Here is a 14404-nt window from a genome sequence, read left to right as displayed (position 1 = left end):
GGGTATCCGGCCGTCCTCCCATCCCGCCGGGAGGACTCCTTGTGGTATCCCAGAAGCAACTGACAGGCTTTCAGTTCCAAGACTCATCGCGCGACGCGAGCCGGGCACCACCATGGCGGTGCGGAAAGGAGGCGGGATGGCACGGGTGAACCTGCGGGCCGCGTTCATGAGCGGACTGTCGTCCACCGTCACGGCACAACAGGTCTTCACCAACCGGGTCGACGAGGTGGCGGCCTTCAACCGGTCGGTGGAGGGCCTGCGCCGTACCCTGGACGAGGCCGAGGTCTCACCGGTCGTGGACCGGGCGCAGGGGCGTCGCAACGTCCTGACGCTCTACGGGGTGGGCGGCATAGGAAAGACGACGCTCTCCCACGAGTTGGAGCGCCGGCTGCTCGCCGACGCGACGGCCGGGGATCGCGACGACGTCGTGGCCGTACGGGTCGACCTCTCCGAGGACGGCGCCTGCGACATCGAGAGCCTGTTGCTGCGCCTGCGCGCCGGCCTTGGGCAGCTGGGCAGCCACTGGCCGGCCTTCGACCTGGCGCTCGCCTCCTACTGGGCCCGCGCGCACCCGGGTGAGACGCTTCAGGAGTTCCTGGACTCCTCCCCGGCGCTGCGCCGCGCCTCCCGCAGCATCGGCCTCGGCGACCAGATCGCGGAGACCGTGCGGGACGTCGACCCCGCCGGGCTCGGCGGCCTGACCGGGCTGGCGCACCGCGCGGCCCTGGCGACCTACCGCGCCGTCCGGGACCGCGTACGCGAGGGACGTCTGCTGGCCGACTGCGAGCTGTTCGCCGAACTGGTCGAGGCCGACGCCGACTACGAGACGCTCTCGTACTTCCCGTACCTGCTGGCCTGGGACCTGGACCACCTGCCTCAGCGAGGCCGGCCGGCCCGGAGGCCCACGGTGTGCGTGTTCCTCGACACCTTCGAAATGGTCAACGGCCGTGCCGACCGTACGGTGGAACGCCTGATCCAGAGGTGTGTCTACCTGATGCCCAATGTGCTGTTCGTGATCACCGGCCGCAACCGCATCGACTGGGCCGACGCCGGTGCGGGCGGTGAGCTGGACTTCGCGGGCCCCCAGCACTGGCCCAACCTGCACTTCAGCAACGACACTGTCGAACCGCGCCAGCATCTCGTCGGCTACCTGTCGGACTCGGATGCCGACAGCTACCTCAGTGAGGCGCTCACCCGGGACGGCGAGCCCGCCATGCCCGCTGAGGTCCGTCGGCGCATCATCGCCGGCGGGCAGGGTCTTCCCCTGTATCTGGACCTGTCGGTGTCCCATTTCGTCGCACTCCTCGCCCGCGGCGGGCGACCGTCACCGGCGGACTTCGGCGGCTCGTTCACGGCGGTGGCGACCCGGTCCATCCGGGACCTGCCACGGGAGGAACGGGACCTCGTCCGTACCGCGGCGCTCACCGACCGGGTGGGTGCCGATCTGCTGCGGGCGGGACAGCCCAACGTCCCGGACGGAAGCGTGGCTCGGTTCCTGCGTCGGCCGTTCCTCACGCACGACGACGCCTACACCCTGCCGTACGCCCTGCACGCGGCGCTGCGCCACGCCATCGTGGAGGCGGACCGGACACTCCCGGACGGCTGGTCCGACCAGGACCGCAGCGAGGTCGCGGCTCGGCTCCTCGCCTGGTTGGGCGAGCGTCTCGGGCCGTCCTCCGGACGGGTCGCCATCGCCCAGGCCCTCGAATCCGGCCTCAAGCTCTCGGCCGCGCACGGAGCCTTCGAAGACTGGATGGCCCGCGCCACGCAGCGTCTCGTCGAGGCCGGACAGTGGTCGGATCTGGGCGCCGGGCTCACCGCCGAACCAGTTGCGACGCCGGAGTACCGGGCGGTTCTCGCTGCGATACGTGGCGTCCAGCTGCGTCGTACCGGCCACGCCGCGGACGCGGTCACGCTGCTCGTCGGCGCGGGGGAAGGCGTACGGTCGGGCAGTCCCACGGAGCAGTTGGTGCGGATCCACCTTGCCCACGCACTGCGCAATCACGGCGACTACACCGAGGCTGCGGAGATCTACCGCGCTCTGCTGGGTGGCGACTTCGACGCCGCGGCCCGGTACTGGCTCTGCGACTTCGACTACCTCAACGGACGGTTCGGCACGGCGCTGGGCGCGCTGCGGGAGCAGCGCAGCCGTGGGCCGGAGGACGAGGGCGAACAGCTGCGACTGATCGGGCACATCTGGCGGGTGAACGCCCGTTTCGACGAGGCGACCGCCGCGTACACCGAGGCGATCGACCTGGCCCGGCGGGAGGACCTGGCCGCCGCGGAGGCGAAGGCCTTGGCCAACCTGGCGCAGACCGTTTGCTGGTCCGGCGACACGGGTGCGGTGCGGGCCGCGACCACCCGGGCGCGGGAGCTGCTCGACCTGGTGCCCAATCCGGTCGAACTGGTCAAGCTCCGCTCCGCCGAGGCGGTCGCGCACGCGGTGGCCGGTGATGCCCGGGCTGCCACGGAGGCGGTCGGGGGTACCCGGCAGCTGGCGGACGGCATCGGCTACCGCGGCGGCCACAACCTGGCCGACGTGGCCCAGATCCTGCTCCGAGTGTTCGGTGGCGACCACGATGGCGCCCGCCGCACCCGGGCCGAGCTCGATGCGCGCACGCGCAGGTCGGGCGGCAACACCTACTGGGTCCCGATCGTGACCAGCTGGATGGAGGGCGTCCCGAAGGCCGTGGAGCACGACCCGCGGATCGAGTGGGTCGACGGGCCGGCCGTGTCGCTGGGTCGGTGGGCCGAGGTGGTCGCGCGAGGATGAGACACCACGACTCCGGCGTACGGGGTCGCAGCGGACGAGGGGAACAGATCGGATGACCGACTCGGTACGCGTCGAACCGGTCCGTGTCGGCCTGGTCGGGGTCGGCATCATCGCCGAGACCCACCTCGCTGTCCTGGCCGAACGAGAGGACGTGGCGTTGGAGTTCACGGTCGACTCGCGGCCGGTCGAACCCGTCGACTTCCGGGGGGCCACCCCACCCCACTACGGCGACCTCCCCCGAGCACTCGACGCACATCGGCCGGACCTGGTGGTGCTGGCCACCCCGACGGAGACGCATGCCGAGCTGGCGGTCCAGGCCCTCCTCCGTTCCGGCGCCAGAGTGTTGGTGGAGAAGCCCCTCGTCCACGATCTCGCCTCGCTCGCGGCATTGCGTGAGTTGGACGGGAAGGCCGACGTGCGGGGCAGGCTGTTCACCGCACACCACTTCGCGTTCTCGCCCGAGGTCGACTGGGCGGCAGCGCTGATCGCCGCGAACCCGGGCTGGGGGCCCGTCACGGCCATCACCTCGGCCTTCTACGACCCCTACGTCCTTCGAGGCGAGGCGGCCTTCGCTTCGTACGTCTCCAGCTGGATGGACTCCGGGGTGAACCAGCTCAGCATGCTCACCCGCTTCGTCGACCTCACCGAACTCACCTCCTTCCAGCAGGCGGACGGCGGCGCGAGCGCCTGGTGCACCGTGGGGTTTCGCTCCCGGGGTGAGGCGGGCACGGCCCGGCTGCGCAGTAGCTGGTTGACCGGCTCCAGCAGCAAGGAGAGCAGTCTGGTGCTCGCCCGATCCGGAGTGGAGGTCTGGATCGACCACACGGCCATGACCGGATTCGCCGCCCGGGAAGGAGAGTTGCTGGCAGTCTTCGGCAACGACGGTCGGACCGCGCGAAAGATCGCCCACTACCGCCCGCTCTACGCCAGCCTGTTCTCCGGTCGGCCCGACCCGGTCCTCGGCTTCGATGCCGCAGCGAGGGTCACTGCGATCCATCGCGCGGCACCTGAACCGCGGTAGTCGGAGGGCCGTCGGCGAACGGTGCGTTTTCTCCGGTCCTGCGGCCCGTGGTCTCTCGGGCCGGGGCGCCTGGTGCAGGGTTGCTCGGACCGGTGTCGACCTGTTGCCGGCCTTCCTGACGGTTGATCGCCGCACCGGACTCCGATCCAGGCGCGCACAAGGGGCGTGCCAGTCGATGCGTGTCCGAAATTCCGGTGAACCGCCCTCGCTCGACCGGGCCGCATTCTCGCAATTGGTCCAGACCTATTGACGCGCCCTGGTGGCCCACCTACGATCCGGTCCGGCACAGCCCCACATGTCCCCCCACCTCACCCAGAGCCGGGCGTCACGCCCCCACGCGTCGTCATGTCCCCGACGCTCGGCGGGAAGGGAGCACAGCATGTTCCGTCGGAGGTCACGTACTCCACGTCTGTCGGGCGGCTTCCGCCCTGCTCCGGACCCCGGCCGCCTCGAAGGCGACCAGGGCGGGAGTGAGTCGCTCCGCACTCCGCGGCCCGGACGGGCGCCCCTGGAGCGCGCGTCGCAGGTGAGCCGGACCGGCCGCGCCAAGCGCGGACCATCCGTCCTGAGCCGTTCCCTCGCCGGGGTGAGCGCCGCCGCCGTCATCGGTGCCGGCATTGCCGTGGCCGGCACCGTCTCGGCCGGGGCCGTCACCACCAACCTGGTGGCCAACTCCGGCTTCGAGAACGGCCTCGCCGACTGGACCTGTTCCGGCGGCTCCGGTGCGGCCGTCGGCAGTCCGGTCCACTCCGGTGCCTCCGCGCTCAAGGCCGCGCCGACCGGCCAGGACACCGCCCAGTGCACCCAGACCATCAGCGTGCAGCCCAACTCCCAGTACACGCTGAGCGCCTACGTCCAGGGCAGCTACGTCTACCTGGGGGCCACCGGCACCGGCATCACCGGTACCCCGTCCACCTGGACGCCGAGCAGCGCGTCGTACGGCCAGCTCAGCGTCGGCTTCTCCACCGGGGCGAACACCACCTCGGTGACCGTCTACCTGCACGGGTGGTACGGGCAGCCCGCGTTCTACGCGGACGACGTGTCGCTGGTCGGCCCCGGCGGCAGCAGTCCCTCGCCGACCGCCACCACGCCGACGACTGCCCCGCCGACCACGACTCCGCCCACCACCGCGCCGCCCACCACCGCGCCGCCCACCACGACTCCGCCGACCACCACGACTCCGCCGACCACCACGCCGCCGGGCGACACCTGCCCCACGAAGCCCAAGCCGTCGGGCAAGGTCCTGCAGGGCTACTGGGAGAACTGGGACGGCGCCGCGAACGGTGTCCACCCCGGCATGGGCTGGGTCCCCATCACGGACAGCCGGATCGCCGCGCACGGCTACAACGTCATCAACGCCGCCTTCCCGGTGATCCTCTCGGACGGCACCGTGCTGTGGCAGGACGGCATGGACGCCGGCGTCAAGGTCTCGACCCCCGCCGAGATGTGCCAGGCCAAGGCGGCCGGAGCGACGCTCCTGATGTCGATCGGCGGCGCCGCCGCGGGCATCGACCTGAGCTCCAGCACCGTCGCCGACAAGTTCGTGGCGACGGTCGTCCCGATCCTCAAGAAGTACAACTTCGACGGCATCGACATCGACATCGAGACCGGCCTGTCCGGAAGCGGCAACATCAACACGCTGTCCGCCTCCCAGTCCAACCTGATCCGCATCATCGACGGCGTACTGGCCCAGATGCCCGCGGGCTTCGGCCTGACGATGGCCCCCGAAACCGCGTACGTCACCGGCGGTAGCGTCACCTACGGGTCGATCTGGGGCTCCTACCTGCCGATCATCAAGAAGTACGTGGACAACGGCCGCCTCTGGTGGCTGAACATGCAGTACTACAACGGCAGCATGTACGGCTGCTCCGGCGACTCCTACCAGGCCGGTACCGTCCAGGGCTTCACCGCGCAGACCACGTGCCTGAACAACGGCCTGGTCGTCCAGGGCACCACGATCAAGGTGCCGTACGACAAGCAGGTGCCCGGCCTGCCGGCCCAGCCCGGCGCGGGCGGCGGCTACATGGCGCCGAGCCTGGTCAGCCAGTCGTGGAACGCCTTCGGCGGCGCGCTGAAGGGGCTCATGACCTGGTCGGCCAACTGGGACGGCTCGAAGGGCTGGACCTTCGGCGACAACGTCAAGTCCCTCCAGGGGCGTTGACGCCCCGGCGAGGTCCCGCTGAGGTCCCGGTGACGCTCGGCTGATTCCCGCGCGCCCGGTGCGGCGTTTCGCGCCGGAGCCGATCACCGATCGGAACGACCCCTGTGGACGACCCGGGCCCCCGAGCGGGCCCGGGTCGTCCACGGCGGTGTGGGCCGGGGGAGCCACCGGCCGGCGGTCGAAGCGGTGTCGGCGGAGAACCGGTCGGTCGGCTGATCGGGTGCAACGGGCCGGGCGCAGCTGCGTGGCCCGCCTGAGGGCGCCGTCGCCCCTCTCGCAGGCTTGGCGCCGCGCCGACCGTACGTGCACCCCGGGGGCTGGCAGATGACCACCACCGACCTGTCCGAGCCGTCGGCGGCCACGACTGTCCTGACCGAGCGGCGGCACGAGGTCTGCCACTGGCTCGCCCCTGGGTGTGCGCCGGTGGACCGTGTGGCTGCCCGTACAGTTAGCTGAGGCATACCTTACAAATATCCGACCGGATCGTCTACGTCCATGTAGTCGACGGTGGCGGGGGTGCAGACATCGCCGGGTTCGCTGCACGCCGGTCCGGCGGCGTGGCAGGGGACGGGAGAGACGGTGGAGGACAGTCGGGACGCCAGGCGCCCGCACGGCGAACTGGTGGCGGACGTGCTGGCCGTACTGTGGGCGGCCGGCCGGCCGTTGACGGCGCAGGAGGTCAACGAGGCGCTCGACAGGGGGCTGGCCCGGACGACCGTGGCGACGGTCCTGGGGCGGCTCCACGAGAACGGGACGCTGGAGCGGAGCCGGTCCGGGCGGGGCTTCGCCTATGCGCCGGTCGCCGACGCCGCCGGTCTGGTGGCCGGGAGGATGCGCCGGGAGCTGGAGAGCGATCCGCGCCGCGAACTGGTGCTGAAGCGGTTCGTGTCGTCATTGTCCGAGGGGGACGAGGAGGTGCTGCGGCGCCTTCTGATGGAATCCGAGGATCGAGAATGACCGTCTTCCTGGCCCTGGTCGCCCTGGCGCTGGCGGGGCCGTGGGGTGCGACCGCGGCGGCCCGCCGGCTGGCCGCACTCCTGCCGCCCCGCGAGGCCTGCCTGGCGCTGACGGGCGCGGCCGTGCTGCTGGCCGGGGGCACCGTGGCGGCGCTGGTCGCGCTGTTCCACGTGCCGTTCCTCGCCTCCCTGGAGCGGCTCCCGCTGTCCCGCGTGGTGGCCGAGTGGCCGGCCGTCGTACCGGTGTCCGGCCTCGCCGGGGCGGTGCTGGCGGTCCAGGCCGTGCTGCTGGTGCGCCGCTGGTACGAGCACCGCGCGCTGCTGGCGCGGGCCTGGGCGTCGACCGGTGACGGGGTGGCCGACGGCGATGTGCTGGTGGTGCCGGGGGGCGACGCGGAGGCGTTCGCCCTGCCGGCCTTTCGCGGGCGTCCCGGACGGGTCGTCGTGACCGCGGGCATGGTGCGGGCGCTCGGGCCGGCGGAGCGCGAGGTGCTGCTCGCGCACGAGCGGGCCCACCTGGCGGGCCGCCACCACCTGCTGTCCGCCGTCGCCGACCTCGCGGCCGCGGTGCACCCGGCGCTGCGCGGCCTGCGGGAGGCGTTGGGATTCCACCTGGAGCGGTGGGCGGACGAAGCCGCGGCCGGGTCGGTGGGGGACCGCCGGCTGGCGGCGACGGCGATCGCGCGGGCGGCGCTGGCCGGCTCCGCCGCCGTCCGGGCGGGCGGGAGCCGGAACCCGCTGCTGTCGGTGGGCGCGGGGCCGGTGCCGCAGCGGGTCGAGGCGCTGCTGGGGTCGGTGCCGGTCCGGCCGCACGGGCGCGCGCTGCGGGTGGGCGTGGTGTGCCTGGTGGCGGTGACGGCGGTGTCCCTGCTGAGCCTGGGGCTGGCGTACGGGCTGCACGAGTACGTGGAGTACGCCGCGGAGGCCGTGCGGGGACGCTGACGGGCGCGGCGCGGCTCGGCGCCGCACGGCACGGCGCGGGCTCCGGTGGGGGCTCGACGGACGACATCGATGTAGACCGATCGCCCCGGCGCCGCTATGGTTAGCCTCGGTTCACCTTGGAGTGCGGTGCCGTGCCCGACGCGGCGTGCGGGCAGGTCCTGCGGTCCTCCTGTGACCGGCGTTCGGCAGCGTGGCATGGCGTCGGTGGTTCCCGTGACCCCCGCCGGAGGTGGTGCGGCCCTCCCCAGCGATTGGATGCGACGTGTACGACAGGAGAAAGGGGTCGTCGAGCCCCTTCGAGCAGACCGTCCACCTCCTGTCGGAGGCCGGCCGGGCGGCCGACTCCCTGCTCGCGGAGCGCCTGGAGTTCCGTGGGATGAGCCAGGCCCACCTTTCCGTCCTCTCCATGCTGGCCCGGCTGGGGCCGCATGCCCGCCCCGATCTTCTCGCCCAGGTCCCGGGCGCTGCCGCCGAAACCGCGCGTTCGCTCGACGAACTCCTGTCGGCGGGCCTGGTGCAGTCCCTGTTCGTCCAGGTCGGCGGCCGCCACGAGGTGCTGACGCTCACCTCCGCCGGGCAGGTCGCGCTGGAGATCCTGCACAGCGACGCGTCGGCGGTGCAGGACGGCCTGCTGGCGTCCCTGACGCGGGGGGAGCGCACCCAGCTGAACTCCCTGCTGCGGCGGGTGTGCGCGACCGCGTCCCGTGGTGACGCGGCGCGCCCGGCTCCCCGCCCGGCTTCCGACTGGGTCCTGAACCGCGAGCGCCGCAGGGACTGGGCCGTCGAGCGCGAGGATGTCACGGTCGGGGACGAGGACGGCGACGTCGGCGACGCCGGGGACGTCGGGGGAGCCTCGGCCGGTTCGTAGCCGGCCCGCCCGGGCCGCGAACACGGCCGGATGCACCGGGCCCGACCCGGGCCGGGCGGCCCGTGGTGCGCCCCCGGGCCGGGTGGGGGCGCACCGGGGGCGTCAGCTCTCCGAGCGGCGGAGCAGGTAGGTGTCCATGATCCAGCCCTTGCGTTCGCGGGCCCGCTCGCGCAGTTCGCGGATCCGTGGGGCGGTCTGCGCGAGGGGGCCGGCGGCGAGGATCTCGTCCGGGGTGCCGAGGTAGGCGCCGTAGAAGATCTCCAGGCCCTCGGGGTCGATCTCGGTGAACGCGGCCCGCCCGTCCAGCATCACCACCACGTCGTCCACGCCCTCGGGGAAGCCCTCGGCGAGGCGGCGGCCGGTGGTGATCTGCACCGGGCGGCCGACCCGGGTCAGGGTGGTGCGGTGCCGGGCGGCGAGCGCCGAGACGCTGCTGATGCCCGGGATCACCTCGTACCCGAAGGTGACGACGCCGCGGGCCAGCACCTCGTCGACGACGGCGATGACGCTGTCGTACAGGCTCGGGTCGCCCCAGACCAGGAACGCGCCGGTCTCGTCCGGGCCGAGGTGCTCGGTGACCAGTCGCTCGACCAGGTCGGCCCGGCGGCTGCGCCAGTCGTCCACGGCCGCGCCGTACGCCGGGGTGGTGCGGTCCCGCTCCGCGTCCGGGACCTCGACCACGCGGTGGCCGGGCCGGCCGTGCTCGGTGAGCATCTGTCGGCGCAGCCGGATCAGGTCCTGCCGTTCCTCGTTCTTGTCGAGGATGAAGAAGACGTCGGTGCGGGCGAGTGCCTTGGCCGCCTGCAGGGTGAGGTGGTCGGGATCGCCCGCGCCGATGCCGATGAGGAAGATGTGCTGCATGGCAGTGATTGTGCCGCGCGCCGCCGTGTCCGCGCTCGGGCGGCCGGTACGGCCCGCCGCCCGGGCCCGGTGCGGGCGCCGAGGGGCGGATCACGGTGATGCGGGCGGTCCGGCCGGTGATGCGGCCCGGCCCGAGGACGGGTGTGGCGGCGGGGGTGGCGGCGGGGGCGTCGAGGCCCGTCGGCCGGTGGGCGAGGTCCGGGTTCGGACGGCCGCCCGTGCGGGCCACCGGCGTGTCCGGGGCGTCCGCCACGACCGGGACGCGGGAGTCGTCACGCACGGGCCCTTGACCCGGCCTTTTGGCCGTCGCCATGATGAGCCGTCATGTTCTGACTCCGCCGTCGGGGGAAGTCCGGTCCGAATCCGGCGCTGACCCGCAACGGTAGGCCGCCGACGGCTGTCGGCGGCGAGCCCGAGTACCCGGCGGCGGAGAGGTGTCCACTCCTCCCGTCGTGGTCTGCGGGCCGGAGCTCCGAGGGCTGTCCGGCGTGGTGCCGACGCTCTCCGGGCCCCTGCGTCCAGGCCCGGAAAGGCCTCTCGTGCCCGTGCTCCGCCGCTCCCTCGGCCTGCTCGCGATACCCGCGCTCGCCCTCGCCACCGTGCTCCCCGCGGCCGCCGCCGCCCAGGCCGCCCCGGCCCCGACCGTCGCCGCGCAGGACGCCGGCACCCACCGCCCGGACGCCGCCGCGGCCGGCTGGCTGGCCCGGCAGCTCGTCGACGGGGACCACTTCGAGTCCGTCTTCGACGGCACCGCCTACCCCGACCAGGGGCTGACCATCGACGCCGTGCTGGCCTTCGCCGCCTCCCGCGGCTCCGACCAGGCGGCCGCGCGGGCCACCGCCTGGCTGGCGAAGCCCGAGGTCATCGGCGGCTACCTCGGTGACGGCACGACCGAGGCGTACGCCGGGGCGACGGCCAAGCTGCTGCTCGCCGTCGAGGTCCGCGGCGGGAACCCGGCCGCCTTCGGCGGTGTCGACCTGCCGGCCCGGCTCCGCTCGCTGCAGAGCCCGAGCGGCCGCTTCTCCGACCGGTCGCAGTGGGGGGACTACAGCAACGCGTTCGGGCAGTCGCTGGCCCTGATCGCCCTCCACCGCGCCCCCGGCGGCGCCCCGGCCGCCGCCGTCGACTTCCTGGCCGGCAGCCAGTGCGCGGACGGCGGCTTCCCGGTCTCCTTCGGCCAGGCCACCTGCACCAGCGACCCGGACGCCACCGCGCTCGCCGCCCAGGCCCTGGCCGCCACCGGCCGCGCCGCCAAGGCGAACGCGGGCCTCGGATGGCTGACGGCCCACCAGAACGCCGACGGCGGCTTCGCGGCCGCCGGGGCGACGGCGTCCAACGCCAACACCACCGGCCTCGCCACCCAGGCGCTGTTCTCCGGCGGACGCCTCGTCGCCGGTCTCAAGGGCTGGAGCAGCCTGGTCAAGCTCCAGCAGGGCTGCGCCGCCGCCCCGGACGTGCGCGGGGCGGTCGCCTACGACGCGTCCGGCTTCAACCCGGGCAACGGTGCCCGGGCCACCGCGCAGGCCGTCCTCGGCCTGGCCGGCACGCCGCTGGCCACCCTCTCCGCCGCCGGCGCGCGTCCGGCCGCGCCCACCGCGGCCTGCCCGGCACCGGCCGCGCACTGAACGCCCTGACCCCGAGAGGAACACTCCGATGACCGACACCCTCACCCCGGCCCGACCGGCCCGCCGCACCCTCGGCTCGATCGCCGCCGCCGCGGCCCTCACCGCCGGCCTGCTCGGCGCCTCCGCCGTCCAGGCCCCGCAGGCGCAGGCGGCCGCCTGCAGCGGCACCACCGGCGTCACCGTCGTCGTCGACTTCACCGCCGTCGGCGGCGGCATCCAGACCGGCTGCGCCCCCGGCGACCCGGCCAGCGGGCTCGCCGCGCTGACCGGCGCCGGGTTCTCGTACGCCTTCCACCCGCGGTTCCCCGGCTTCGTCTGCAAGATCAACGCCCTGCCGTCGACCTGCACCAACCCGACCGGCAGCGCCTACTGGTCGTACTGGCACGCCCAGCACGGCGGCCCGTGGTCGTACAGCAACCTGGGCGCGGGCAGCTACGACCCGGCGCCGGGGGAGGTCGAGGGCTGGTCCTTCGGCGCGGGCGCCCAGCCGGGCATCACCGCGCCCTGAGAGCAGTAGCCCTGGGAGCAGGAGCCCTGACAACAGAACCCTGAGAGCAGGCGCCCCGACGCCCGGACGTACACCGGTGCCCCGGTCCTCCGCGACGGAGACCGGGGCACCGGCGTGCTCAGGCCGCCGCCCGGTGCGGGTAGAAGCCGCGGCCCGCCTTGCGGCCGAGCAGGCCGGCCTCGACCATCCGGGCGAGCAGCGGCGGCGGCGCGTACAGCGGCTCCTTGTACTCGTCGTACAGCGACTGCGCGATGGCCTGGACGGTGTCCAGCCCGATCAGGTCGGCGAGTTCGAGCGGGCCCATCGGGTGGGCGCAGCCGTGGACCATGCCGGCGTCGATGTCCCGGGCGGTGGCGTGGCCGGCCTCGGCCATCCGGATCGCGGACAGCAGGTACGGCACGAGCAGGGCGTTGACGACGAAGCCGGCCCGGTCCCGGGAGCGCACCACGTGCTTGCCGAGGACGTCCTCGGCGAAGCCCGCCACCCGGTTGAGGACGGTCGGGTCGGTGTGCAGCGAGGAGACCACCTCGATCAGCGGCATGACCGGCGCGGGGTTGAAGAAGTGCAGGCCCAGGACGTGCGAGGCGCGGCCGGTGGCGATGCCGAGGCGGGTGACGGGGATGGCGGAGGTGTTGGTGGCGAGGACGGCCTGCTCGTCGGCGAGCACCTTGTCCAGGGTCGCGAGGACCTGCGTCTTCACCGCCTCGTCCTCCACCACGGCCTCGACGACCAGCTGACGGTCGGCCAGGGCCTCCGGGTCGTCGGCGAACAGCAGGTGGGCCCAGGCGTCCTCGCGCCCGGCCGGGCTGAGCCGGCCGCGGTCGACCGCGCGGTGCAGGGAGCGGTCGATCCGGGCGCGGGCCGCGCGCAGCGCGTCCGGCCCCCGCTCGCACACCACGGTGTCCAGACCGGCCCGGGCGAAGACCTCGGCGATGCCGGAGCCCATCTGGCCGGCGCCGACCACGGCGACCCGTCGGATCTCGTTCACGGTGCTGTCTCCTCGCTGGGGGCGGCTCAGGCCGCGGTGCGGACGCGGACCAGGTGGCGGGCGTAGGCCTCGGTGGTGAGGAAGGCGGGGAGGTCGGCGCCGAGGGCGGTCTCCTCCAGGATCCGCACCGCGTCGTCGACCAGGACCGGGTCGGCGCCCTCGGCGAGCAGCGCGGCCCGTTCGGCGTCGATCAGCCGGCGCACCAGGTCCGGGGTGGCGAGCGAGCCGCCGGCGAGCCGGGTGCAGTGGTGCTGCCACTGCCACAGCTGGCAGCGGGCGATCTCGGCGGTGGCCACGTCCTCCATCAGGCCGAAGACGGCGACGGCGCCCGCGCCGCCGAGCCAGGCGGTCAGGTAGCGCAGGGCCACCGCCACGTTGGCGCGCACGCCCTGTTCGGTCGGCAGGCCGACGGACAGGCGCTGGACGGCGAGCAGGTCGACGGCGGTGACCTCGACGTCCTCGCGGCCGCGGTCGAGTTGGTTCGGCCGCTCGCCCAGCACGCCGTCGAAGACCTCCCGGCAGGTGGCGACCAGGCCGGGGTGGGCGACCCAGGAGCCGTCGAAGCCGTCGCCGGCCTCGCGCTCCTTGTCCAGCCGGACCTTGGCGAGCGCGGCCTCGTTGGCGGCCGGGTCCCTGCTGGGGATGGCGGCGGCCATGCCGCCGATGGCGTGGGCGCCGCGCCGGTGGCAGGTGCGGACCAGCAGGTCGGTGTAGGCGCGCAGGAAGGGCTGGGTCATGGTGACCTGGGCGCGGTCGGGCAGCACGAAGCGGGGGCCCCGGTCGGCGAAGTTCTTGATCAGGCTGAACAGGTAGTCCCAGCGGCCGGCGTTGAGCCCGGCGGCGTGCTCCCGCAGCTCGTACAGGATCTCGTCCATCTCGAAGGCGGCGGTGATCGTCTCGATCAGCACGGTGGCCCGGACGGTGCCGTGCGGGATGCCGAGTTCGGCCTGGGCGAAGGTGAAGACGTCGTTCCAGAGCCGGGCTTCGAGGTGGTTCTCCAGCTTGGGGAGGTAGAAGTAGGGGCCGCTGCCGCGGTCGATCTGCCGCCTGCCGCAGTGGAAGAGGTAGAGGCCGAAGTCGACCAGGGCGCCGGCGACGGGCCGGCCGTCGACCAGCAGGTGGGCCTCGTCGAGGTGCCAGCCGCGCGGGCGGACCACGATGGTGGCGGGCGTGTCGCCGATCCGGTGGCGCCTCCCGTCCGGGGTGCTGTCGTCGATCCGGCGCTCGACCGCGTCGAGCAGGTTGAGCTGCCCGGAGACGAGGTTGTGCCAGGTGGGGGAGGTGGCGTCCTCGAAGTCCGCCAGCCACACCTTCGCACCGGAGTTGAGCGCGTTGACGGTCATCCGGCGTTCGGGCGGGCCGGTGATCTCCACCCGGCGGTCGGCCAGGCCGGGCGCGGTCGGCGCGACCCGCCAGTCGCGGTCCTCGCGGACGGCGCGGGTCTGCGGGAGGAAGTCGAGGGTGCCGGTGGCGGCGAGGGCGGCGGCGCGGCGGCCGCGCTCCGCGAGGAGGTCGGCGCGGCGCCCGGCGAAGGCGTCGTGCAGGCGGACCAGGAACTGCAGGGCCTCGGGGGTGAGGATCTCCTCGAACCGCTCCTCGTGCTCGCCGAGGATCGCGATACGGCTGGTCAGGGTCATCCGGCTCTCCAGGAAGGTGGGCCCGGGGCCGCGTCCCCGACGCGGCCCCGGGCGGGGGCGGCCA

General features: G+C 73.7%; 11 protein-coding genes and 1 riboswitch. Of the genes, 8 read left to right on the top strand and 3 right to left on the bottom strand.

All coding sequences use genetic code 11. The features are described 5' to 3' along the window. Nucleotides 1–136: 136 nt before the first annotated feature. The 6 genes from ACFVYI_RS05235 (at nucleotide 137) to ACFVYI_RS05210 (ending at nucleotide 8721) form a co-directional block, all read left to right on the top strand. Nucleotides 137–2773: a tetratricopeptide repeat protein gene (locus ACFVYI_RS05235; protein WP_387881755.1), complete on the top strand. Its 2637-nt coding sequence runs from the start codon at nucleotides 137–139 to the stop codon at nucleotides 2771–2773. A 52-nt stretch (nucleotides 2774–2825) separates the two neighbouring features. Continuing rightward, on the top strand, nucleotides 2826–3794 hold the full coding sequence (locus ACFVYI_RS05230) for a Gfo/Idh/MocA family protein (protein ID WP_387881753.1): 969 nt from the start codon (nucleotides 2826–2828) through the stop codon (nucleotides 3792–3794). Between the two features lie 586 nt (nucleotides 3795–4380). Further along, nucleotides 4381–5955 carry a carbohydrate binding domain-containing protein gene (locus ACFVYI_RS05225; RefSeq protein ID WP_387881751.1) on the top strand — a complete coding sequence of 525 codons (1575 nt, stop codon included), beginning with the start codon at nucleotides 4381–4383 and terminating at the stop codon, nucleotides 5953–5955. Nucleotides 5956–6471: 516 nt separating this feature from the next. Next, complete coding sequence (locus tag ACFVYI_RS05220; protein WP_387881749.1) at nucleotides 6472–6912, top strand: BlaI/MecI/CopY family transcriptional regulator; 441 nt, start codon at nucleotides 6472–6474, stop codon at nucleotides 6910–6912. Further along, a complete protein-coding gene (locus ACFVYI_RS05215) occupies nucleotides 6909–7853 on the top strand; it encodes a M56 family metallopeptidase (RefSeq protein ID WP_387881747.1) in 945 nt (314 codons plus the stop codon). Before ACFVYI_RS05220 ends, ACFVYI_RS05215 begins: the two co-directional genes overlap by 4 nt. Nucleotides 7854–8115: 262 nt before the next feature. Beyond that, complete coding sequence (locus ACFVYI_RS05210) at nucleotides 8116–8721, top strand: MarR family winged helix-turn-helix transcriptional regulator (RefSeq protein ID WP_387881745.1); 606 nt, start codon at nucleotides 8116–8118, stop codon at nucleotides 8719–8721. A gap of 102 nt (nucleotides 8722–8823) precedes the next feature. Here the strand turns inward: ACFVYI_RS05210 and cobF are convergent, their stop codons facing one another. After that, nucleotides 8824–9582 (bottom strand): precorrin-6A synthase (deacetylating), encoded by a 759-nt coding sequence (cobF, locus tag ACFVYI_RS05205; protein WP_387881743.1) that lies wholly within the window; start codon nucleotides 9580–9582, stop codon nucleotides 8824–8826. A 303-nt stretch (nucleotides 9583–9885) separates the two neighbouring features. Next, a riboswitch (cobalamin riboswitch) is annotated at nucleotides 9886–10025 on the top strand. 96 nt (nucleotides 10026–10121) lie between these two features. Here cobF and ACFVYI_RS05200 point away from each other — a divergent pair. After that, nucleotides 10122–11207, top strand: a complete 1086-nt coding sequence (locus tag ACFVYI_RS05200) for a prenyltransferase/squalene oxidase repeat-containing protein (RefSeq protein WP_387881741.1) — start codon at nucleotides 10122–10124, stop codon at nucleotides 11205–11207. 28 nt (nucleotides 11208–11235) lie between these two features. Continuing rightward, nucleotides 11236–11715, top strand: coding sequence for a flagellar hook-length control protein FliK (locus ACFVYI_RS05195; RefSeq protein ID WP_387881739.1), 480 nt, complete (start codon nucleotides 11236–11238; stop codon nucleotides 11713–11715). A gap of 118 nt (nucleotides 11716–11833) precedes the next feature. Here ACFVYI_RS05195 and ACFVYI_RS05190 read toward each other — a convergent pair whose 3' ends face one another. Next, nucleotides 11834–12703: a 3-hydroxybutyryl-CoA dehydrogenase gene (locus ACFVYI_RS05190; protein WP_387881737.1), complete on the bottom strand. Its 870-nt coding sequence runs from the start codon at nucleotides 12701–12703 to the stop codon at nucleotides 11834–11836. Between the two features lie 26 nt (nucleotides 12704–12729). Then, on the bottom strand, nucleotides 12730–14340 hold the full coding sequence (gene aceB / locus ACFVYI_RS05185; RefSeq protein WP_387881734.1) for a malate synthase A: 1611 nt from the start codon (nucleotides 14338–14340) through the stop codon (nucleotides 12730–12732). Nucleotides 14341–14404 lie beyond the last annotated feature (64 nt).

It is taken from the genome of Kitasatospora sp. NPDC058218 (assembly GCF_042882445.1).
In the GTDB taxonomy this organism is placed as follows: domain Bacteria; phylum Actinomycetota; class Actinomycetes; order Streptomycetales; family Streptomycetaceae; genus Kitasatospora.
This window is presented reverse-complemented; position numbering and strand designations above follow the sequence as displayed.

What these genes read in the sequence shown, in the direction of transcription:
- cobF (WP_387881743.1), bottom strand. Translation starts at nt 9,582, where the DNA reads ATGCAGCACATCTTCCTCATCGGCATCGGCGCGGGCGATCCCGACCAC.
- ACFVYI_RS05215 (WP_387881747.1), top strand. Translation starts at nt 6,909, where the DNA reads ATGACCGTCTTCCTGGCCCTGGTCGCCCTGGCGCTGGCGGGGCCGTGG.
- ACFVYI_RS05235 (WP_387881755.1), top strand. Translation starts at nt 137, where the DNA reads ATGGCACGGGTGAACCTGCGGGCCGCGTTCATGAGCGGACTGTCGTCC.
- aceB (WP_387881734.1), bottom strand. Translation starts at nt 14,340, where the DNA reads ATGACCCTGACCAGCCGTATCGCGATCCTCGGCGAGCACGAGGAGCGG.
- ACFVYI_RS05230 (WP_387881753.1), top strand. Translation starts at nt 2,826, where the DNA reads ATGACCGACTCGGTACGCGTCGAACCGGTCCGTGTCGGCCTGGTCGGG.
- ACFVYI_RS05195 (WP_387881739.1), top strand. Translation starts at nt 11,236, where the DNA reads ATGACCGACACCCTCACCCCGGCCCGACCGGCCCGCCGCACCCTCGGC.